The organism is Streptomyces sp. BA2 (assembly GCF_009769735.1).
Classification (GTDB): Bacteria; Actinomycetota; Actinomycetes; order Streptomycetales; family Streptomycetaceae; genus Streptomyces.
Genome location: NZ_WSRO01000002.1, coordinates 2,145,044 through 2,165,155 on the forward strand (window position 1 = coordinate 2,145,044; position 20,112 = coordinate 2,165,155).

General features: G+C 70.2%; 20 protein-coding genes. 8 read left to right on the forward strand and 12 right to left on the reverse strand.

All coding sequences use genetic code 11. The features are described 5' to 3' along the window. The first annotated feature begins 33 nt into the window (after positions 1 to 33). On the forward strand, positions 34 to 753 hold the full coding sequence (locus tag E5671_RS12295; protein ID WP_237330159.1) for a gamma-glutamyl-gamma-aminobutyrate hydrolase family protein: 720 nt from the start codon (positions 34 to 36) through the stop codon (positions 751 to 753). Positions 754 to 1,220: 467 nt separating this feature from the next. Here the strand turns inward: E5671_RS12295 and E5671_RS12300 are convergent, their stop codons facing one another. After that, complete coding sequence (locus E5671_RS12300) at positions 1,221 to 2,183, reverse strand: LysR family transcriptional regulator (RefSeq protein ID WP_160503931.1); 963 nt, start codon at positions 2,181 to 2,183, stop codon at positions 1,221 to 1,223. Between the two features lie 70 nt (positions 2,184 to 2,253). Here E5671_RS12300 and E5671_RS12305 point away from each other — a divergent pair, with 70 nt between their 5' ends. Then, positions 2,254 to 3,441 carry a TDT family transporter gene (locus E5671_RS12305; protein WP_160503933.1) on the forward strand — a complete coding sequence of 396 codons (1,188 nt, stop codon included), beginning with the start codon at positions 2,254 to 2,256 and terminating at the stop codon, positions 3,439 to 3,441. A 42-nt stretch (positions 3,442 to 3,483) separates the two neighbouring features. Here E5671_RS12305 and E5671_RS12310 read toward each other — a convergent pair whose 3' ends face one another. Beyond that, on the reverse strand, positions 3,484 to 4,071 hold the full coding sequence (locus E5671_RS12310) for a TetR family transcriptional regulator (protein ID WP_160503934.1): 588 nt from the start codon (positions 4,069 to 4,071) through the stop codon (positions 3,484 to 3,486). 38 nt (positions 4,072 to 4,109) lie between these two features. Here E5671_RS12310 and E5671_RS12315 point away from each other — a divergent pair, with 38 nt between their 5' ends. After that, the gene (locus E5671_RS12315; protein ID WP_160503936.1) at positions 4,110 to 4,508 is read left to right on the forward strand and encodes a nuclear transport factor 2 family protein; all 399 of its coding nucleotides are present in this window, start codon (positions 4,110 to 4,112) and stop codon (positions 4,506 to 4,508) included. Next, on the forward strand, positions 4,505 to 5,053 hold the full coding sequence (locus E5671_RS12320; protein WP_336605739.1) for a DUF1772 domain-containing protein: 549 nt from the start codon (positions 4,505 to 4,507) through the stop codon (positions 5,051 to 5,053). Before E5671_RS12315 ends, E5671_RS12320 begins: the two co-directional genes overlap by 4 nt. Here E5671_RS12320 and E5671_RS12325 read toward each other — a convergent pair. The 5 genes from E5671_RS12325 to E5671_RS12345 form a co-directional block, all read right to left on the reverse strand. Continuing rightward, on the reverse strand, positions 4,980 to 5,702 hold the full coding sequence (locus E5671_RS12325; protein ID WP_160503938.1) for a helical backbone metal receptor: 723 nt from the start codon (positions 5,700 to 5,702) through the stop codon (positions 4,980 to 4,982). The genes E5671_RS12320 and E5671_RS12325 overlap by 74 nt on opposite strands. 15 nt (positions 5,703 to 5,717) lie before the next feature. Beyond that, complete coding sequence (locus E5671_RS12330; RefSeq protein WP_160503941.1) at positions 5,718 to 6,296, reverse strand: helix-turn-helix domain-containing protein; 579 nt, start codon at positions 6,294 to 6,296, stop codon at positions 5,718 to 5,720. Positions 6,297 to 6,401: 105 nt separating this feature from the next. Beyond that, positions 6,402 to 7,391, reverse strand: a complete 990-nt coding sequence (locus E5671_RS12335; RefSeq protein ID WP_160503943.1) for a hypothetical protein — start codon at positions 7,389 to 7,391, stop codon at positions 6,402 to 6,404. A gap of 144 nt (positions 7,392 to 7,535) precedes the next feature. Further along, on the reverse strand, positions 7,536 to 10,148 hold the full coding sequence (locus tag E5671_RS12340) for a glycine betaine ABC transporter substrate-binding protein (RefSeq protein WP_160503945.1): 2,613 nt from the start codon (positions 10,146 to 10,148) through the stop codon (positions 7,536 to 7,538). Then, positions 10,141 to 11,301 carry a betaine/proline/choline family ABC transporter ATP-binding protein gene (locus tag E5671_RS12345; protein ID WP_160503947.1) on the reverse strand — a complete coding sequence of 387 codons (1,161 nt, stop codon included), beginning with the start codon at positions 11,299 to 11,301 and terminating at the stop codon, positions 10,141 to 10,143. Before E5671_RS12345 ends, E5671_RS12340 begins: the two co-directional genes overlap by 8 nt. Before the next feature lie 321 nt (positions 11,302 to 11,622). On the opposite strand from E5671_RS12345, the gene E5671_RS12350 reads away from it, so the two are divergent. From E5671_RS12350 to E5671_RS12365, 4 genes are all read left to right on the forward strand, one after another. Beyond that, the gene (locus E5671_RS12350) at positions 11,623 to 12,528 is read left to right on the forward strand and encodes a 5'-3' exonuclease (protein ID WP_160510143.1); all 906 of its coding nucleotides are present in this window, start codon (positions 11,623 to 11,625) and stop codon (positions 12,526 to 12,528) included. A gap of 52 nt (positions 12,529 to 12,580) precedes the next feature. After that, on the forward strand, positions 12,581 to 13,429 hold the full coding sequence (locus E5671_RS12355; RefSeq protein WP_160503949.1) for a siderophore-interacting protein: 849 nt from the start codon (positions 12,581 to 12,583) through the stop codon (positions 13,427 to 13,429). A gap of 153 nt (positions 13,430 to 13,582) precedes the next feature. Then, positions 13,583 to 14,167, forward strand: coding sequence for a GNAT family N-acetyltransferase (locus E5671_RS12360; RefSeq protein ID WP_160503951.1), 585 nt, complete (start codon positions 13,583 to 13,585; stop codon positions 14,165 to 14,167). Positions 14,168 to 14,209: 42 nt separating this feature from the next. Continuing rightward, the gene (locus E5671_RS12365) at positions 14,210 to 15,178 is read left to right on the forward strand and encodes an RluA family pseudouridine synthase (protein ID WP_443032600.1); all 969 of its coding nucleotides are present in this window, start codon (positions 14,210 to 14,212) and stop codon (positions 15,176 to 15,178) included. Here E5671_RS12365 and E5671_RS12370 read toward each other — a convergent pair. From E5671_RS12370 to E5671_RS12390, 5 genes are read right to left on the reverse strand one after another with little or no spacing between them, the layout of a single operon-like run. Beyond that, positions 15,172 to 16,671 (reverse strand): cytochrome P450, encoded by a 1,500-nt coding sequence (locus E5671_RS12370; protein WP_443032601.1) that lies wholly within the window; start codon positions 16,669 to 16,671, stop codon positions 15,172 to 15,174. The two genes, E5671_RS12365 and E5671_RS12370, sit on opposite strands and share 7 nt — an antisense overlap. A 60-nt stretch (positions 16,672 to 16,731) precedes the next feature. Then, positions 16,732 to 17,346: a GTP-binding protein gene (locus E5671_RS12375; RefSeq protein WP_160503953.1), complete on the reverse strand. Its 615-nt coding sequence runs from the start codon at positions 17,344 to 17,346 to the stop codon at positions 16,732 to 16,734. After that, positions 17,327 to 17,716, reverse strand: coding sequence for a DUF742 domain-containing protein (locus E5671_RS12380; RefSeq protein WP_160503954.1), 390 nt, complete (start codon positions 17,714 to 17,716; stop codon positions 17,327 to 17,329). Before E5671_RS12380 ends, E5671_RS12375 begins: the two co-directional genes overlap by 20 nt. Continuing rightward, positions 17,713 to 18,120: a roadblock/LC7 domain-containing protein gene (locus tag E5671_RS12385; RefSeq protein ID WP_160503956.1), complete on the reverse strand. Its 408-nt coding sequence runs from the start codon at positions 18,118 to 18,120 to the stop codon at positions 17,713 to 17,715. The genes E5671_RS12380 and E5671_RS12385 overlap by 4 nt, the downstream gene beginning before the upstream one ends. Next, on the reverse strand, positions 18,117 to 19,760 hold the full coding sequence (locus E5671_RS12390) for a sensor histidine kinase (RefSeq protein WP_202121091.1): 1,644 nt from the start codon (positions 19,758 to 19,760) through the stop codon (positions 18,117 to 18,119). The genes E5671_RS12385 and E5671_RS12390 overlap by 4 nt, the downstream gene beginning before the upstream one ends. Positions 19,761 to 20,112 lie beyond the last annotated feature (352 nt).

Here is a 20,112-nt window from a genome sequence, read left to right on the forward strand (position 1 = left end):
GCGCGGCTGAAGACGCAGCTGAGCATGAAGGACATGAGGGACATGGAGGAGAAGAGGGTGAGCGTGACCACCGGCCGGCCGCTGATCGGCGTCAGCACCTACCTGGAGTCGAAGGCGAGCTGGGGCGTGTGGGAGCTGCCCGCTGCGCTGCTCCCCGCCGGCTACCCGCGCCTGGTGCAGGCGGCGGGCGGACTCGCCGCGATGCTTCCGCCGGACGATCCTTCGTACGCCGATGCCGTCGTCGCCAGGCTGGACGGCGTGGTCATCGCGGGTGGCCCCGATGTCGATCCTTCCCGTTACGGCTCGGAGCGTGAGGAGCGTACAGGCCCACCGGCGCGGGAGCGGGACGCGTGGGAACTCGCGCTGATCGAGGCGGCGTTGGCGTCGGGGACGCCGCTGCTCGGCATCTGCCGGGGCATGCAACTGCTCAATGTGGCTCTGGGCGGGACGCTGGTGCAGCACCTGGAGGGGCATGTGGAGGCGGTGGGCGTCTTCGGGACGCACGAGGTGAAGCCGGTGCCGGGCACGCTCTACGCGTCCATCGCGCCGGACGCGTCCGCCGTGCCCACGTACCACCACCAGGCGGTGGACCGACTGGGCAGGGACCTGATCGTGTCGGCCCACGCGGAGGACGGCACCGTGGAGGCGGTGGAACTGCCGGCTCCGGGCTGGGTGCTCGGCGTGCAGTGGCACCCGGAGATGGGTGAGGATCTCCGGGTCATGTCAGCGTTGGTCCGGGCCGCTCGGCCTTGAGCGTGAGCCTTGGCGGCGCCTTCTGCGGGGCCGGGGCTCTACCTGACCCTCGGCGGATCGCGCCGCGGGGGTTCGCCCTCCGGCCGGGGGTACACGTCCTGCCACCGACTCCCCGCACCCCCGGGTATCCCCTCCGGCAGGACCTCTCCCACCCACCCACCCGATCACCCGGCACGCACACCGCGCCGGCCCCAGCCATACCCAAGCCGCGGGGCTACAGGCAACAACGACGGGGCCCCAAGCCCCGCCGAAGCCGCAACGTCACTCCCGCCTCCGGCAGGACCTTCCCCAACCACCCACCCGATTACCCGGGAGTAACGGGTGGGTGGGTGGGTAACCCCGCCGAAGGCGGGAAAGATGTCGCACCCGCAGATGAAAGACGGCGGAGGACCGGGACCCTCGCCCGCACGAGGGACGGTAATCGGGTGGGTGGGTGGGAAAGCACTCGCCGGAGGCGAGGCAGGCATTCACCCCCCAGGGGACGGCGCCCCCGCCCGAGTGAGCGAAAGCAGGTCCCGCGCAGGCCCCGTGGGGCGGTGCCCCGTAGGCCACACCGCCCGGAGGGCACGGCGTAGCTGAACCCCCTCCAGGGGGATGCCCACCAGACGCCGAGCCGACAACTCCTCGCCCACCGCCAGCTCACTCAGGACCGCAGGCCCAGCCCCATTCACCGCGGACGCCTTCACCGCGGTGGTGGACGACAGCTCGATCAGCGGGCGGGCAAGCCCGCCCAGAGCCGCGTCAAGGACCTGCCGCGTTCCCGAACCCTCCTCCCGGAGAATCAACGGCGTGGCCGCCAACTCCCCCGCGCCCAGCGGCTTTCCGCGCCGCGCCCAGGCGTGGCCAGGCGCCGTGACGACGATCAGGCTGTCGTGGGCGATGACCGCCGAGTCCAGGCCGGTCGGCACGGCGAGCCCCTCCACGAAACCGAGGTCGGCCTCCCCCGCGAGCAGCCGCTCCGCGACCGCGGTCGAGTTGCCCGCCGTCAACGAAACCGCCGTGTCCGGCCGCTGCGTCCGCAGCGCGATCAGCCAGCCCGGCAGCAGATACTCGGCGATCGTCATGCTCGCGGCGACCCGGAGCCGCGAGTCCCGCCGGTCCCGCAGCGCCTGCGCGCCCGCGTCGAACGCCTCCGCCGCCTCCACGATCCGCCGCGCCCAGTCCGTGACGAGCGCCCCCGCGTCCGTGAGCCGCGAGCCGCGCGGTGACCGGTCGACCAGTGCGACCCCGAGCTGCCGCTCCATCGACCGGATGCGGCTGCTCGCGGCGGGCTGTGTGATGCCCAGCTCCTTCGCGGCCCGCCCCAGGCTGCCGAGCCGCGCCACGGCGAGCAGCAGCTCGAGCGCACCGAGGTCCGGCACCCGATGCGCGAGGGGCGCCCCCGGCGACGTATCGGACACACCGGCGGAACCAGAAGAAGACGTACTCATAAGCCCAGGTTATGCCCTCATACGAACATGACTCCTGGTGGGGGGCCCGCCGAACGGCGACCGTGGACTCATGGTCACCGTCGCCCACCCCCAGACACCCCCGCACACAGCAACCACCACTCGCACCACCACCCCCGGCACCCCCGGCACCCCCGGCACCCCCGGCACCCCCGGCACCCGCATCACCCTCGCCACCCGCCACCTCGGCCCGAACTGGTACGCCTCCGTCATGGGCACGGCGATCATCGCCGGAGCGGGCGCGACCCTGCCGGTCCCCATCCCCGGCCTGCGGACCGCCTGCACGGCGGTCTGGGCGTTCTCCCTGCTCATGCTGACCGCGCTGCTCGCCGCCCGTGCCCTGCACTGGATCCACCACCGCGACCAGGCCCGTGCCCATCTCCTCGACCCGGCCGTCGCCCCCTTCTACGGCTGTCTCTCCATGGCCCTGCTCGCGGTCGGCGGCGGCGCGCTCCTCGTGGGCGAGGACTGGATAGGGACGGGCGCGGCGGTCGCGCTCGACGCCGTGCTCTTCACCGCCGGTACGGTCATCGGCCTCGCTGCGGCCGTCGCGATCCCGTACCTGATGGTGGTGAAGCACCGCGTGGAGCCGGGCCAGGCGTCGCCGGTCTGGCTGCTGCCCCTGGTGGCGCCCATGGTGTCCGCCGCCCTCGGCCCGCTCCTCGTACCGCATCTCCCGGCGGGCCAGGCACAGGAGACGCTCCTCTTCGCCTGCTTCGCGATGTTCGGCCTGAGCCTGCTCGCCACCCTGGTGATGCTGCCGATGATCTTCGCCAGGCTGCTGACCGGCGGCCCGTTCCCCCTCGCGCTCACCCCCACGCTGTTCCTGGTGCTCGGACCGCTGGGCCAGTCGACGACCGCCGTCAACAAGTTCGCCGACACCGCGGCGACAGGCGTCGTCCCCGCCCCGTACGACCAGGGCTTCGCCGTCTTCGCCGTGCTCTACGGCGTCCCGGTGATGGGCTTCGCCCTGCTGTGGCTGGCGCTCGCGGGAGCCATGGTGGTGCGGGCCCGGCGTCGGGGCATGGGCTTCGCGATGACCTGGTGGGCGTTCACCTTCCCCGTCGGCACGTGCGTCACGGGCGCCGAGGGCCTGGGCAAGCACACCGGACTCGCGGTCTACGACTGGCTGGCGGTCGCCCTGTACGCCCTCTTGGTGACCGCCTGGGCGCTCGCGCTCGCCCGGACACTGCGCGGTGTCGTCAACGGCAAACTGCTCGCGGCGCCTCAGCGGACGTAACTTCGCCTCAGCGGAGGTAACTTCCCTTCAGCCGAAGTAACTTCACTCCGGCCCGGGTTCCTCGGCACCGCACAAACGCATCACCGACGACCGGAACTGCCGTGCCGCGCCCCCCGCGTCCATGCGCCCCACACGGACCTGATGATCGGCGGCGTGGCCGAGCGCGATCACCGCGGCGACCAGCCACCCGGTCTCCAGGTCTGCCGTGAACTCACCGCTGTCGCGCCCGCGCCGGATCAGATCCTCCAGCCGCTGCTCCACCGGCACGTGCCGCGACGCTTCGGCCTCCGCGTCGCTGTCCGACGGGACGAACGCCGACTGCTCGGCCAACAGCGTTCCGGCCGCGGTGAGGAAGCGGGCAAGAGCTTCCGTCGCCGTCCCGGCCTCAAGATCAGCGGCATCCAGCACGGCGATCGCCCGGCGGCTCAACTCATCGCGCACCGCCGAGAGGAGAGCCTCACGGGAGCCGAAGTGCACGTAGGCGGTCTGCCGCGTGACACCGGCGGCGGAAGCGATCTCCGCCATGGTCGCCTCGGGACGCTCGGCGACCACCTGGACCGCAGCCGACACCAGAGCGGCGCGGTTGCGCCGGACCTCCACCCGCTGACGGCGACGCCTTATCTCTGACACGATTGACAACTATATGGCACGCCTCAAAACTGACGCGCATGTCAGACACAACTGAGCGAGCGGCACGCCGCCTCCTGATCGACTACACCCGCGACATGGCACTCTCCGACGAGGACCCGGCACAGATCGTGGGTCGCACCCTGACCGACGACGCGGTCTGGGTCACCGACGGCAGAGAGCTCAGCCGCGATCAACTGATCGCGCACGCGACCCCGGTCCGCAAGAACGTCACCGCCAGCGACATGCGGATCGACGATCTCCTGGTCGACGGCCGCCGATTCGCCGCGCGCTGCCGCCTCGGCGCGGAACACCGCAAGCTCGGCCATGTGGTGACCGAGCTGCTCCTGATCGGCGAGGTCGCCGTCGACGGACGGGTACGGCGTATCCACCAACTCGGCCGTACGCCGCTCGCCGAACGACCGGAGGCGGGAGCGTGAGCCGTCCGCGCGTCATCCGGCTGGTCCAGGGCCTCGCCCTGATGTCCACCGGCGTCCTAGCCGGGGCGTTCGGCTACGGAGCGGCGAACCTCGTCCCCACCTTCAACGCCGTACCGCTCGACATGAGGCTGTCCTTCCACGCCCAGTTGATGCAGATGAACGGCATCACCATGCAAGGCGCCATGGGCATCTCGGCGCTCAGCGCGCTCGCACTCGCCGTGATGACGCGTGGCGTCCCACGGCGGCTCGCCGCGGCTGCCGGGGCCCTCGCTGTCGCGTCCTTCTTGATCACCCGCCTCGGCAACGTGCCCATCAACGGCCGCATCAAGAAGTGGGCTGTCACCTCACCACCCGCGGACCACGCCGACGTCCTTGCCCGCTGGGAGGCCTTCAACTACGCACGCACAGGCGCCGCGTTCGCCGCTTTCGCTCTGCTGATCCTTCTCACCCTGCGCCAACGCCGGCATCCGGTCACGGACATGCCGCGCGCAGCGCCGCGCCGAGAACAGCCGGTGCCTCCGCGAGGGACGGCCCGTACCAGGTGAGGTGGCGGCCGCTGACGAGCGCCGAGGGGGCGGTGAACTCCTCGGGGCCGTCGTCGGGGGTGAAGCGGTAGGGCTCGTCAGGCAGGACCACCACGTCCGGGCCCACGGCCCGCAGCTCATCGAGCGGGACCCGCGGATAGCGCTCGGCGTGCGTCGCGTACGCGTTGTCGACACCGAGGCGCCGCAGCAGGTCCCCGGCGAACGTGTCGCGCCCCAGGACCATCCAAGGGCGCCGCCAGATGGGCACGACCGCCTTCAACCGGGCTTCTGGAACCGGCAGTTGGCCCCACACCGCCTCGGCCTCGTCCAGCCACCCGGGCCGTCCCGCCCCGCAGGCGGCAAGCACCCGGGTCAGCTCACGGAAGGCGCCCGGCAGATCGCGTACCTCCGTCACGAGCACCTGGAGCCCCGCCGCCCGCAGCGCCGCGAGGTCGGGCGCGCGGTTCTCCTCTTCGTTGGCGATCACCAGATCCGGGGCGAGGCCGATGATCCGGCGCACGTCGGGGTTCTTCGTGCCGCCGACGCGGACGACGTCCAGGTCCTCGGGGTGGCTGCACCACTCCGTGGCCCCCATCAGCGCTCCCGGCACGCTCACCGCGACCGCCTCGGTCAGCGAGGGCACCAGCGAGACCACCCGTACTCCAGCCACGACCAATTCCCGCCCTCAGCGCCGCGAGCCGTCCAGGGCTTCGATGTGATCGGCGACGGCCACGACGAGCACCTGGCTGTCCGGCACGGTCGCCCGCCACCGGTGACGCACCCCGCCGGTCAGATACAGGCTGTCGCCGCGCCCGAGGCGGTATGCCCTGCCCTCCGCCTCGACCTCGACGGCGCCGCCCACCACGTACATCAACTCGTCGTTCCGGTGCTGGAACTCGCGGCCCTCGTCGTGGTCGCCGGTGAACTCGATGGCGTGCAGCTGATGGTGGCCGCGCACCAGATTGCGCACGCGGGCGTCGGCGTCGGGCGAGGAACCCTCGCCGTCGCCCTCCTCGGCGCGCATCAGGTCGACCGTGCACGCGGGATCCGCGGCGGCGAGCAGTTCGACGTCGGTCGTCATGAGGGCGTCGGCGACCCGCTGCAAGGAGCGTCTGCTCGGCCGCGCCCGCTCGTTCTCGACCTGGCTCAGGAAGGGCACCGAGAGACCGCTGCGCTCGGCCACCACGGCGAGGGTGAGCTCCAGCTGCCGGCGGCGGCGCCGCACGGCCGAGCCCACCCGGAGGGTTTCCTTCTGCTCGTCCATCGCCTCGGCTCCCTTCTGTGCGTCGGTCCACTCTCAACCCTGTTGGGTTTTCTGCACCCTACGCATGTTCGCCAAACGGTTTTGCCCCGTTGCGAGGACCGCCCTCTACAGCTTGTGCCAGTAGACAAGCTGACCCGACTCTCCCGGAGCCGCTCCCTCCGCCGGTATGAACAGGCTGACCAGCAAGGATGGCCTGCCCTGTGGGTCGGTGACGAGGGTCGCCGACGGATTGGCGAAGGCGCGGCTTCCGCCGTGGGTGGAGATGGCGAGCCGGTCGGCCCGGCCGCTCACGGGGTCGTACGCGTAGGTCCGCCAGCTCTCGAAGTCGCCCCGCCACCGCTGTCCCTCCACGAGGAGCATCCGCCGCCCGTCGAGCTCGACGGGCGCCCGGTCGCCGAGGTTCCCGCCGTTGCCCCAGGTCTGCAGCGCCCGGTCGAGCCGCCGGTCCGGCGTCGCGTGCCAGTCGCGGAACCCGGTGAGGGTGGCATGCAGCTGGCGGTCGGTGTCGCAGTCGGCGCGGTAGTGCCCGGTGAGCTCGATGGTGTTGCCGCGTACGTCGGTGATGCTGGGCGTGCCCTCGGCGCACCGCGAGAGGGTGCGGGGCGCGTCGAAGGCCCGTGACGCGCGCCCGTCGAGCAGCGCGGTCTCATCGGCGTAGGCGCGCACGGCGATGTGGTTCTTCGGGTCCTTCTCGTAGGCGAGGACGTATCCGCCGCGTCCGTCGGCGGCGAGCGACGCCTGGTGGGTGCCGGGACCGAAGTCGTGGCGGCGGTGCCAGTGCCGCAGATCGGTGGAGGTGGCGACGGCGGCGTGGAAGCGGCCGTCGTCCAGAAGGGTGTGGTAGACGGCCAGATAGGTGCCGTCGGGGGTCTGCTCGATCTGCGCGGCGTCCATGGTGCGGCCGGTGTGGTCCCGGGTGTCGTAGCGGTGGCCGTCGGCGGCGGTGACGTCCTCGGCGAGCGCGGCGAGGCGGGCGGTGCCGGTGGAGGCCGGTGCGGAGCTCGCGTTCGCCAGATGGGCGAGGAGCAGCGCGCCCGCGAGGGCGAGGGCCGTGGCCGCGATGAGCACGGCGACACGGGGCGTGGGGACGGTCACGGAGGGGCACTTACGTTGGAGACGCGGGGAGGCTGCCCAGCCTAGGGAGCGGGGGTGCCCCCGGGAACGCCCCGAGGGGTGGGCTTCGCCACAAGGGCGAGGCCCACCCCTCGGGGTGATTTCAGCGTTCCAGCCGGTGAAGAACTAGGACTGCGGAGTCATCTTCTGCTCGAAGCCCGGGTTCTTCTTCAGCCATGTGTCGACGGCCTCGGGCTCATTGCCCTTGCCCGCCTTGTTGATCTCGTTCTCCAGGCTGGCCAGTTCCTTCTCGCTCATCTTGAAGTCCTTGAGCCACTTCGTGAGCTGCGGGTACTGCTTGGGGAACTCCTTGCTGGAGATCGTGCGGATCGTGTCGCCCTTGCCGAAGCCGAGCTTGGGGTCCTTCAGCTTGGTGAGCTTGTACTCGTTGTACGCCCAGTGCGGCGACCAGAGCAGGACCGCGACCGGCTCCTTCTTGGCGTACGCCGACTTCAGCTCGGAGAGCATCGCGGGCGTCGAACCGGGGACGATCTTGTACTCCTTGTCCAGGCCGTAGCCCGGCAGGACCTTGTCCTTGAGCGCCGTCATCACGCCCGTGCCGGGCTCGATGCCGATGATCTTGCCCTTGAACTTGTCGCCCTTGCCCTTGAGGTCCTCGAGCGACTTCACGTCCTTGACGTAGGACGGGACGGCGATCTCCAGGGACGTCGGGCTGTACCAGGAGCCCAGGTCCTCGAGGTTCGCCTTGTTCTTCTCCCAGTACTGCTTCTGGGCGGTGGGCAGCCAGGCGTCGAGATCCAGGTCGAGGTCGCCCTGCGCGAGGGCGGTGTAGACCGGGCCGACGTCGGACGGCGTCAGCTTCATCTTGTAGCCGCGCTTCTCCAGGACACGCTTCCAGAGATTGGTGACGGCGATGTTCTCGTCCCACGCGAAGTACGCGGCGTTCAGCGGACGCTTGGCCTCGGCGGGGGTGGAGTTCTTCGGCAGCGGGGCCAGCTTGTCGACGACGCCCGGGTTCTTCTTCAGCCAGGCCTTGACGGCTTCCTGCTGCTTGCCCTTGCCCGCCTTGTTGATCTCGGCCTCAAGACTCGTGAGCTGCTTCTCGCTCATCTTGAAGTCCTTGAGCCACTTGGCGACCTGCGGGTTCTCCTTGGAGAAGCCCTTGCGCGCAAGGCTGTGCACGCCGTCGCCCTTCCCCCAGGCGCCCTTCGGGTCCTTGAGCTTCTTCAGGTCGAAGTCGCTGTAGGCCCAGTGCGGCGACCAGAGCGTGGTGACGATCGGTTCCTTCTTGGCGTACGCGCGCTTCAGCTCGGCCAGCATCGCCGGGGTGGAGCCGTCGACGACCTTGTACTCCTTGTCGAGGCCGTACTCCCCCAGGACCTTGTCCTTGAGGAGCCCCATCATTCCGGCGCTCGGCTCGATGCCGACGATCTTGCCCTTGAACTTGCCGCTCTTGCCCTTGAGGTCCTCGAGCGAGTCGACGCCCTTCACGTACGAGGGCACGGAGAGCTCGAGCGAGGTCGGGCCGAACCACGAGCCCATGTCCTCGAGCTTGTCGCCGTACTTCTTCCAGTACGCGGCGTGCGTCGTCGGCAGCCAGGAGTCGGTCTGGAAGTCGATGCTGCCCTGCGAGAGCGAGGTGTAGAGCGGGCCGGCCTCGAGCTGCTTGGTCTGCGGCTTGAAGCCGCGCTGCTCCAGGATCTCCTTCCAGAGGAAGGTGGAGGCCACGCCCTCGTCCCAGGGGATGTAGCCGATGTTGATTTCCTTGCCCTGGCCGACGTTCTTGCCGTCGGTGGCTGAGTTCTCGGACTTCGAGCCGCCGAAGGCACCCATGCCGCCCGCGACGAGCGCGAGGACCACCACACCGACGACCGCGACGGCGGCCTGCGGACGGTAGTTCCAGATGTTCAGGCCCTGTGCGGCACGCACCTTCGCCATGGCGCGACGGCCCAGCGGGGAGACCTGAGTGCCAAGGGAGCTGGTCATCCGGTCCAGGTAGATCGCCAGGATGACGATCGCGACGCCCGCCTCGGAGCCGAGGCCGACGTTCAGCTGGCCGATGGCCTCGTTGACGTCGGCGCCCAGGCCCTCCGTGCCGACCATGCCCGCGATCGCGGCCATGGACAGGCCCAGCATGATGACCTGGTTGACACCGGCCATGATCGTGGGGAGCGCGAGGGGCAGCTGGACGCGCAGCAGGATGTTGCGCGGCGTGGTGCCGAACGCGTCCGCGGCCTCGACCAGTTCCTTGTCGACCTGGCGGATGCCCAGCTCCGTCATGCGGACGCCGGGGGCCAGGGCGAAGATCAGGGTGGCGACGATGCCCGCGGGGGCGCCCATCCCGAAGAAGAGGATGGCGGGGATGAGGTAGATCATCGCCGGCAGCGTCTGCATGAAGTCGAGCACCGGGCGGACGATGCCGCTCACCGTGCTCGACCGCGCGGCCCAGATGCCCACGGGCACGGAGATGACAAGGGCGATGATCGTCGAGACGAGCACCAGGGCCAGCGTCATCATCGCGTGGTCCCACAGTTCGAGGGAGACGATGAACGCGAAGCCCGCGAAGGTCAGCACACCGGCGACCACACCGCGCAGCCAGAAGGCGACGACGGCGAAGATGCCCGCGAGGAGCAGCGGCTCGGGCGCCTGGAGCACGTCGGCTATGCCGTCGTAGGCGCCCTGGAAGACGGTCTTGAAGAAGTCGAACAGCCAGGCCATGTGGCTGAGGAGCCAGTCGACGCTGTCGTTGACCCACTCGCCGAAGGGAATCCTAGGCACCGCTGACCACCTTGCCCACGGCCTGCTCGCCGTCGTCCTGCGTCTTCTGGAGCGGGACGGCAGTGTCCTGCGGCTCGTCCTCGGGGTTCATCGGCTCGCCGAGCACCGCGAGCAGCCGCGCCCGCGGCACGACACCGGTGAGCGCGCCCTCGACGTCGGTGACGGCGACCGGCACATCACTGGTGGAGCACGGCGTGAACAGCTCGATGATCGGGGTCTCGGCCCTGACCGTGGCGGGGGCCGCGGACAGCACGTCCTGTGCGGTCTTCAGCTCCATGCCCTCGGACGTCTTCGTACCGAAGACGGTCTCAGGCTCGGCCATGATCGCGCCCGCCGTGAGGACACGGGAGCGGTCGACGTCCTGCGTGAACGCGGCGACGTAGTCGTTGGCCGGGGTGACGAGGATGTCCTCGGCATTGCCGATCTGGACGATCTCACCGTCACGCATGACGGCGATCTGGTCGCCCAGGCGCATGGCCTCGTTCAGGTCGTGGGTGATGAAGACGATGGTCTTCTTCAGCCGCTTCTGGAGCTCCAGGAGCTGGTCCTGCATGTCGCGGCGGATCAGCGGGTCGAGCGCGCTGAACGACTCGTCCATGAGGAGCAGGTCCGCGTCGGTCGCGAGGGCGCGGGCCAGGCCCACGCGCTGCTGCATACCGCCGGAGAGCTCGTCGGGCCAGGACTTCTCCCAGCCCTTGAGCCCAGCGAGTTCGAGCGCCACCGTGGCGCGCTCCTCGCGCTCGGCGCGCGGCACGCCCTGCACCTCGAGGCCGTAACCGGCGTTCTCGAGGACGCTGCGGTGCGGGAAGAGCGCGAAGTGCTGGAAGACCATACTGATCTTCTTGGAGCGCACCTCGCGCAGCTCACGGGCGCTCAGACCAGTCAGGTCCTGACCGTCGAAGAGCACCTGTCCGGCCGTCGGTTCCGACAGACCGTTGAGCATGCGCAGCAACGTGGACTTGCCGGATCCGGAGAGACCCATGACGACGAAGATCTGGCCCGGCTCGACCGTGAAGGAAGCATCGATCACCGCGGCAGTGGTGCCCTCGGCGCGCAGCTCCTCTCGGTCGGTTCCGTGGCGGAGTTTCTCCACCGCGTCAGCGGGTCGTCTGCCGAATACCTTGTACAGGTGTTCGGCTTGCAGCCTGGACACATACACCTCTCGGGTTGAACCAAGACGGCCCGCCTCCCCCGCCGGCGGGCCGTGGAGCGACGCGGGTTCTGCCCGCTATTTACCCGGCGAAATAGTTGAATCCTCGACCGGAGGCGCTCCGGCTCGGCGCCTGCCCCCACTTACACAAATCAAACGCAAGAGTGTTCCAGTTCACATTCCATTCACTTCTGTCGACCGGAATGCGCTGTGATCAGGCCTCTGCCCACCGGGGCGGAAACAACGCCTGGACGGAGCCGGACCCGGTCCGCTGTCAGTGCCGTGCGGCATGATGCGAAGGTGACTCAGCGAACGCGACGGCTCATGCTGCTCGACACGGCGTCCCTGTACTACCGCGCTTATTTCGGGGTCCCCGACTCCATGAAGGCCCCGGACGGCACATCGGTGAACGCGGTGCGCGGCCTGCTCGACTTCATCGCCCGGCTCGTCCAGGACCACCGTCCCGACGACCTGGTCGCCTGCATGGACGCGGACTGGCGGCCGCACTGGCGGGTCGAGCTGATCCCTTCGTACAAGGCGCATCGCGTCGCCGAGGAGATCGAGCCGGGCCCGGACGTCGAGGAGACCCCGGACACCCTCTCCCCGCAGGTCCCGATCATCGAGGACGTCCTGGACGCCATCGGCATCGCCCGCGTGGGCGTGCCGTCGTACGAGGCGGACGACGTGATCGGCACGTACGCCGGCCGCGCCACGGGACCGGTGGACATCGTCACCGGCGACCGCGACCTCTATCAGCTGGTCGACGACGCCCGGGGCGTCCGCGTCCTCTACCCCCTCAAGGGCGTCGGCTCCCTCCAGCTCACGGACGAGGCCTGGCTCCGCGAGAAGTACGGGGTGGACGGCTCCGGCTATGTCGACCTGGCCCTGCTGCGCGGCGACCCCAGCGACGGCCTGCCCGGCGTGCCCGGCATTGGCGAGAAAACGGCGGCCAAGCTCCTGGACGCGTATGGAAATCTGGCCGGAATCATGGCCGCGGTGGACGACCGGACGAGCAAGCTGACGCCTTCCCAGCGCAAGCGGCTCGACGAATCCCGCGCGTATGTGGCCGTCGCGCCGACGGTGGTCCGCGTCGCGGGCGACGTACCGCTGCCGGACGTGGACCTCGCGCTGCCGGGCGAACCGCGTGATCCCGCGGCCCTGGACGAGCTGGCCGCGCGGTGGAACCTGGGCGGAGCACTGAAGCGGTTGCTCACGACTCTCCAGGGGTGAGGTGTTAGCTTAGGTAAGCCTAAGCAACATTTGATCAGGGGAGGCCGCCGCCATGGCAGAACGACCGGCACGCAAGGCACCGAAGACCCACGTCGCCCAGGTGGTGCGCACCGAGCGCCTCACCCCACACATGCAGCGCGTGGTCCTGGGCGGCGAGGGCCTCGCCGAGTTCACGGCGGGCGACTCCACCGACCTCTACGTGAAACTGCTCTTCGGCGCCGAGGGCGTCACGTACCCCGAGCCGTTCGACATCCAGCGGATCCGCGAGGAGTTCCCCCGCGACCAGTGGCCCGTGACGCGCACGTACACGGTGCGCTCCTGGGACCCGCAGACCCGTGAGCTCGCCGTCGACTTCGTCATCCACGGCGACGAGGGCCTTGCGGGCCCGTGGGCCAAGCGCGTCCAGCCGGGCGCCACGGTCCGCTTCCTCGGTCCCGGCGGTGGGTACGCCCCGGACGCCGAGGCCGACTGGCATCTGCTCGCCGGTGACGAGAGCGCGCTGCCCGCGATCGCCGCGGCCCTGGAGGCACTGCCCGACGGCGCCAAGGCGTACACCTTCGTCGAGGTCGCCGACGCGGACGAGGAGCAGAAGATCAGCTCCGTCGCGGAGATCACGTGGCTGCACCGCGGGCAGCGCCCCGTGGGCCAGGCCCTCGTCGAGGCCGTACGCTCCCTCGACTTCCCGGCGGGCGACGTGCAGGCGTTCGTGCACGGCGAGGCCGGGTTCGTGAAGGAACTGCGCCGCTATCTCCGCATGGAGCGCGAGGTGCCGCGCGAGCGCCTCTCGATCTCCGGCTACTGGCGCCTCGGCCACAACGAGGACGGCTGGCAGGCATCCAAGCGCGACTGGAACGCGGAGGTCGAGGCAGAGCAGGAAACGTTGCCCTCGGCTGCACAGTGACGGGGTGGCCGCCCCGGTGAACCTGGACGACCACCCCGGTGCGGGACCATCCGCATCCGCCCGCCGGTGGGGGCTGGTCGCGCAGTTCCCCGCGGCCTGTCGGGGCCCCGAAAACCCGTTCCCTCCACCGTCGGCCGCTGACACCATGCCCCCATGCCCTACAAGATCCCGGACGTCGTCGCCGCAGGTGCCCTCGCCCAACAGGAACAGTCCGTCATCCCCGTCCCGGGAGGGATGGTCCTGCGCCCCTGGGCGCCCCACGACGCGCCTGCCGTGTACGAGGCGTTCCAGGACCCGGTGATCCAGCGCTGGCACGCGCGCGAGGCCGATTCCGTCGACGAGACCCGCGGCTGGATCGACGGCTGGCTCAAGGCCTGGTCCGAGGAGCGCGACGCGCACTGGGCCATCGCCGACGCCACGACGGACGCGGTGGTGGGCCGGATATCGCTGCGCCTGATCGTGCTCGCCGACGGACAGGCCGAAGTCGCCTACTGGACCATGCCGTCGGCCCGCGGCAGGGGCATCGCCCCGCGCGCCCTCACGGCGCTGACCGACTGGGCCTTCGGCGAACTCGGTCTGCACCGCCTCGAACTCACCCACGCCACGGCCAACGAAGCCTCCTGCCGTGTCGCGCTCAAGGCCGGCTTCGCGCCGGAGGGCACCAAACGGAGCGCGGTGCTGCACACGGACGGCTGGCACGACATGCATCTGCACGCCCGCGTCCAAGAGGGCTCCTGACCTGGCGAAGCGCCCACGCCAGGCCCCGTACTCTTGCCGGTTGTGACCCGTAAGCCCCGCATCCCGCCCTCTCCCCTGCCGCAGCGGCAGGGCGTCGACCCCATGCGGATCAAGCTGCCCGCCGGCGGAGCGTGGGCGACCGTACGGGATCATCTCGTCGAGCGGCTCAGGGCCGGGCCCGAAGTGATCGACGGGATGCTGCGGGACGGGCTGATCGTCGGCGTGGACGGGCTTCCCGTGGCTCCGGACGCTCCCTATGTGCCCGGCACCTTCGTGTGGTTCCACCGGGATCTGCCGGACGAGGTCCCGGTGCCGTCCAGCATCGACGTGGTGTACCGCGACGAGCACATCGTCGTCGCCGACAAGCCGCACTTCCTGGCGACCATGCCCCGCGGCAGCCACGTCACCGAGACCGCGCTCGCCCGGCTCCGCAGGGAGCTGGACATCCCGGCGCTCGGCGCCGCGCACCGTCTGGACCGGCTCACCGCGGGTCTGATCCTCTTCACCGTGCGGCCGGAGGAACGCGGCGCGTACCAGACGCTGTTCGGCGAGCGGCGGGTGCGCAAGGAGTACGAGGCCGTGGCCGCCCACGACCCCGGAATCGAACTCCCCCGCACCGTGCGCAGCCACATCGTCAAGGAGCGCGGCATCATCGCCGCGTACGAGGTCCCGGGCGCCGAGCCCAACAGCGAGAGCCATATCGAACTCGCCGAACGCAAAGGCGAGTTGGCGCGCTACCGCCTCACCCCGCACACCGGCCGCACCCACCAGCTGCGCGTGCACATGAACACGCTGGGCCTGCCGATCCTCGGCGATCCGGTCTACCCGGTGGTGGCAGGGCCGGTGCCGCCGGGCGACTTCCGGCAGCCCCTGCAACTGCTCGCCCGCGTACTGGAGTTCACGGACCCCGTCACGGGCGCCGACCATCGCTTCGTCAGCGCACGTGAGTTGGGCGCCTGGACCTCGTACGACAGCTGGGCGAACCCGTCAGCGGGCGGTGGCGGTCAGTAGCCCCGCCACCAGGTGACGAGGCGCCGCCACACCCCCTGCCGCGGCACGGACACCGCGGCCGGTACGGGCTCCGGCGCGGGCGGCGGCGGGGCGGGCGGCGCCACGGGCTGGGGCGCCGGCGTCGCGGGGTAGGCGGGCCGCGGCGCGGGGGACGACACCTGCCAGTCGTTGCGCGCGCCCGGCACCCGCGCCATGGGCCGCGCCATCACGTCCTGCGGAGGCCGCGGCGCGAACTGCACCGGAAGCGCGACCAGGTGCCGGGAGAGGATCGACGAGTTCCACCTCAACTCGTGCTCCTCGACGTCGAGTTCCACGTCCGGGAAGCGCATGAGCAGCGCGTCCACGCCCGTGTCGGCGATGGCACGGCCGAGATCCTGCCCCGGACACTCGTGCGGGCCGCCGCTGAACGCCAGATGGGACCGGTTGCCCTGCATGCTGGCGGCCAGGTCCGGCCGTACGACGGGGTCCACGTTGCCCGGCGCGATGCCGAGGATCAGACCGTCACCCTTCTTGATCTTCTGGCCGCCGAGCTGGGTGTCCTGCTTGGCGAAGTAGCCGATCATCGCGCTGAACGGCGGCTCGTCCCACAGCGACTGCTCGACCGCCTCCGGCACCGTCATCTGGCCGCCGCTGAGCTGGGCGCGGAAGCGCGGGTCGGTGAGGACCATGCGCAGGGCGTTGGCGATGAGGTTGGCCGTGGCCTCGTACGAGGCGATGAGTACGAGCCGCAGGTGCGCGGCGACCTCGTCGTCGGTGAGCTGCGCGGGCTGCGCGATGAGGTTGCTGGTGAAGTCCTCCTCGGCCTGCGCCCGGCGCCGGGCCACCAAGCGCATCAGCGCGTCCATGATGTACGCGTTGCTCGCGATGGCGGTCTCGGTGCCGCGGATCATGTCGCGGGCGGCCTGCACCATCCGCTCGTTGTACTCCTCGGGCATGCCGAGGACATGGCACATCACCATCATCGGCAGATGCTCGGCGAACCCGCTCACGAGGTCGGCGCGGCCGTCCTGGCAGATGTCGTTGAGCAGGAGGTTGCTGTAGCGGTTGATGTAGCGGCGGATGCCCCGGTGGTCGAGGCCCGCCATGGCGCCGGTGACCGCGCCGCGCAGCCGCTGGTGCTCGTCGCCCTCCGCGAAGCTGGCCATGGGCTGCCAGGTGACGACGGGGGCGAGCGGGTTGTCGGGGCGCATGGAGCCGTCCAGGACGGCCCGCCACTGGCGCGAGTCGCGGGTGTACTGCGAGGGGGTGCGCACCATGTGGAGGTTCTCGCTGTGGCCGAGGACCGCCCAGATGGGTACGTCGTTGTGCAGCAGGGCCGGGGCCACCGCTCCGTGCTCGGCGCGCAGCTTCTCGTAGACGCCCGCGAGGTCGGTGTCCGCCTCGGGTCCAAAAAGCCGGCGCAGGCCGCCGGGGCCGAGGCCGTGCGCGGGGCAGCCGGGCGGCGGCATGGCCGGGTCGTCCGTGCCGAGGTGGGAGTGGGAGGGAGTCGTCACGTTCGTCGCTCCGGGGTCGCGGAAGAGATTCCGGGGTTGCGGGTGAGGTGAGGTGAGGTGTCAGACGCGGGCCACGGTCAGGGTGTGCAGGTACCGCATGAGGGTCAGCAAGGTGTCCCGGCTGGACGCGCGCTGCCGGGCGTCGCACTTCACCATCGGCACGTCCTCGTCCAGGTCGAGGGCGCGGCGCAGTGTCTCCATCGAGTGATGGGGCGCGTCGGGGAAGTCGTTGACGGCGACGACGAAGGGCACGCCCCGCTCCTCCAGGCGGCCGATCACGTCGAAGCTGACTTCCAGGCGCCGGGTGTCGAGGAGGACGACAGCGCCGAGCGCCCCTTCGAAGAGGCCGTTCCACAGGAACCAGAAGCGCTCCTGGCCGGGGGTGCCGAACAGATAGAGCACCAGCTCTTCGGTGATGCTGATCCGGCCGAAGTCCATCGCGACGGTGGTGGCCGTCTTGGTCTCCGAGCCGTAGTTGTCGTCGACGCCGATGCCGGCCTGGGTCATGGTCTCTTCGGTGGTCAGCGGACGGATCTCGCTGACCGAGCCGACCATCGTCGTCTTGCCGACCCCGAACCCGCCCACGATCACGACCTTCACGGCGGCCGTGGCCGTGTGCGGAAGGACGTCCTCGCTGCTGGGCCCGGTGATCGTGTCAGAGCTTTTGAAGTCCATGCATCACCGCTTCGAGGAGGGAACGATCGGGGAGCGTGGAGCGGACGATCGGCGCCCGTGCCTGTACCAGGTCGGCCCCGAGCATCTTCGTCAGCAGGACGGTCACCACGCTGAACGGCAGCGCGAGGTAGGCGGAGAGCTCGGCGACGGACAGCGGCGTGCTGCACAGCCGCAGGACTACGGAGTGCTCCGGCTCCGCGGAGGGCGGTGCCTCGCCGTGCGCGACGATCAGCGTGACGAGGTCGAGCGGTGCCCGCTCCGTGTCCTCGCCGGTCAGGATGTAGAGCCGCTCGGGGTTCTCCGGGCTGCGCCGCTGCCGTTGGGGAGGGTCGTCTCGGTGGGAGGGGTGCTCGCCTTGCGGAGGATTCATACGGCCTGCCCGTCTCGCCGGGGCGGGCTCGTCAGATGGGCGCCGATCCGGACGACCAGGTCCCGCATGCGGTTGCCGATGAGGCCCGCGTCGACGGTCTCGTCGGCGAGCACGGCGAGATACGCGCCGGCTCCCGCGGCCATCAGATAGAAGTAGCCGCCGTCGATCTCGATGATCACCATGCGCATCCCGCCGTCGCTCCGCGGGATCTCGGTGGCCACCGCGGCGGCCAGGGACTGAAGTCCCGCGCAGGCGGCGGCGATCCGGTCGGCGGCGTCGGGGTCGCCGCCGTAGCGCGCGATGCGCAGGCCGTCCGCGGAGAGCACCACGATCTGCCGGGTCTGCGGCACGCCGTCGGCGAGCTCCTTGAGCATCCAGTCGAAATTGGCCCGTTGCTGGATCACTTCCAGCCCCCCTCGTCGGCGTTGTCGGCACTGTCGGCGGTGCCGTGGTCGTTCTCGCTGTGGCCCTTGGGGTACAACGGGTCATCGGCTGCGGAGTCGTCGCCGTTGACGCCCTTCATGAAGGCCTCGATCCAGAGGCCGGGTTCCTTCTCCTCCTTCTTCTCCTTCGCCGGTTCCGGTACGACCGGTGCGGCCGCCTGCTGGGCGTACTGGGCGCGCTGCGCGGCGTACTTCGCGTCCGCGGCCTCCTGCGCGAGCCGTTCGCTCAGCGGGGTGCGGACCCGGCTGCGGCGCTGCGGCAGACCGTTCGACGTCCACTCGGTGACCTCGGGGATGTCGTCCTCCATGGCCGCGCCGAGCGACTTGGAGAGCGGGGGGCCTGCCGTCATCACGCGGGGCTTCTTGCGCCGGATGCCGACGGCCTCCTCGATGGGCACGCCTTCGGAGTTCACCCGGGGCACCGCGGAGGCGCCGATGCCGTGTGCGAGGCCGGGGGCGGGCCCGGCGGTGATCATCTCGTGCGGGACGATGAGCACCGCGCGGACGCCGCCGTACGCGGACTGGCGCAGCGAGACCTGCAAGTTGTACATCTGCGAGAGCCGGCCTACGACGGCCATGCCGAGGCGCGGGCTCTCGCCGAGGTCGTTCAGGTCGAAGCCGGCCTGGGCCTGCGCGAGCATGCGCTCGGCCCGTGCCCGCGCCTCCTCGCTGAGGCTGACGCCGCCGTCCTCGATCTCTACGGCGATGCCGGTCTGCACCTCGACGGCGGTGACGTGCACGCGGGTCTGCGGCGGCGAGTAGCGCGTGGCGTTGTCGAGGAGCTCGGCGCAGGCGTGGATGAGCGGCTCCACGGACGTGCCGCGGATGGCGACCTTGGCGATCGAGTGCAGATCGACGCGCTGGTACTCCAGGATCCGGGACATGGCGCCGCGCAACACGCTGAACAGCGGTACGGGCTTGGGCCATTGGCGTCCGGGGCGGGCGCCGCCGAGCACGGTGATCGAGTCGGCGAGGCGGCCGATCAGCGCGGTGCCGTGGTCGATGCGGAGCAGGTCGTCGAAGACCTCGGGGTTGCGGCCGTGGAACTCCTCCATCTCACGCAGTTCCGCGGACTGCTGGTGGACGATGGCCTGGACGCGCCGGGCGATGTTGACGAAGGCGCGCTGCGAGGACTCGCGCATCGCCTCTCCGGAGTCCAGGGTGTCCAGGACGTTCCGGAGCAACTTGCGCTGCGAATGCGGCAGTTCGGAGAAGGACTCGTCGGCGTCGACGAGATTGCGGATGACTTCCGAGGGCGCTTCGCCCTGCCGGAGCCGGAAGACGGCTTCAGGGATGATCTCCCTGCCCAGTCGGATGGTCTCGTCGTCATGGGCCGCGATGCGCCGCTCAAGGAATGCGAGCCGCTGCGCGTGCTGGGTGTGCAACTCCCGGATGGTCCGGCCGCGACGCACGGCTTCGGCACCGACCGCGATCACCACGAGGGTCGCGATGGCGCCGCACCAGCCCACCGCGATGCGGGCGGGTTCCGTTACCGCTGCGACGGCGGCTCCGGTGGCCGCGGCCATCAGCATGGCGGGCAGCAACAGCACACGTGCGTAAGGGACTTCTCGGCCACCGGGAGGCGATTGAACACTCACCATGTATGCCCTCTGAACACTTGTCTTGGGGGAGGAATGGGGGGTGATGCTGGGAAATGGGGGGAGATTACGGGGAGTTGGGAGCTGGAGACGTATGCGAACAATCGAAAGATCTGGGAACAAGCGCGCGAATCTATCGCAACTCGTTTCAACTCGCCGCGCTCCGGGCGAGCTTAGTCCGCCGGAATCATCGCCGAGTCATATTCAGCAACCCTCTGCAGCGGGCTCACCCACGGGCATACACTCGGCTCCATTTACACGCGTGGCGATCAATCGAACACGTGGAGTGATGGCGTCGAACAGGCGGATCTGGATACGAAAAAGGGGCGGGCCCGGGGGATGAAAACCCCCGGGC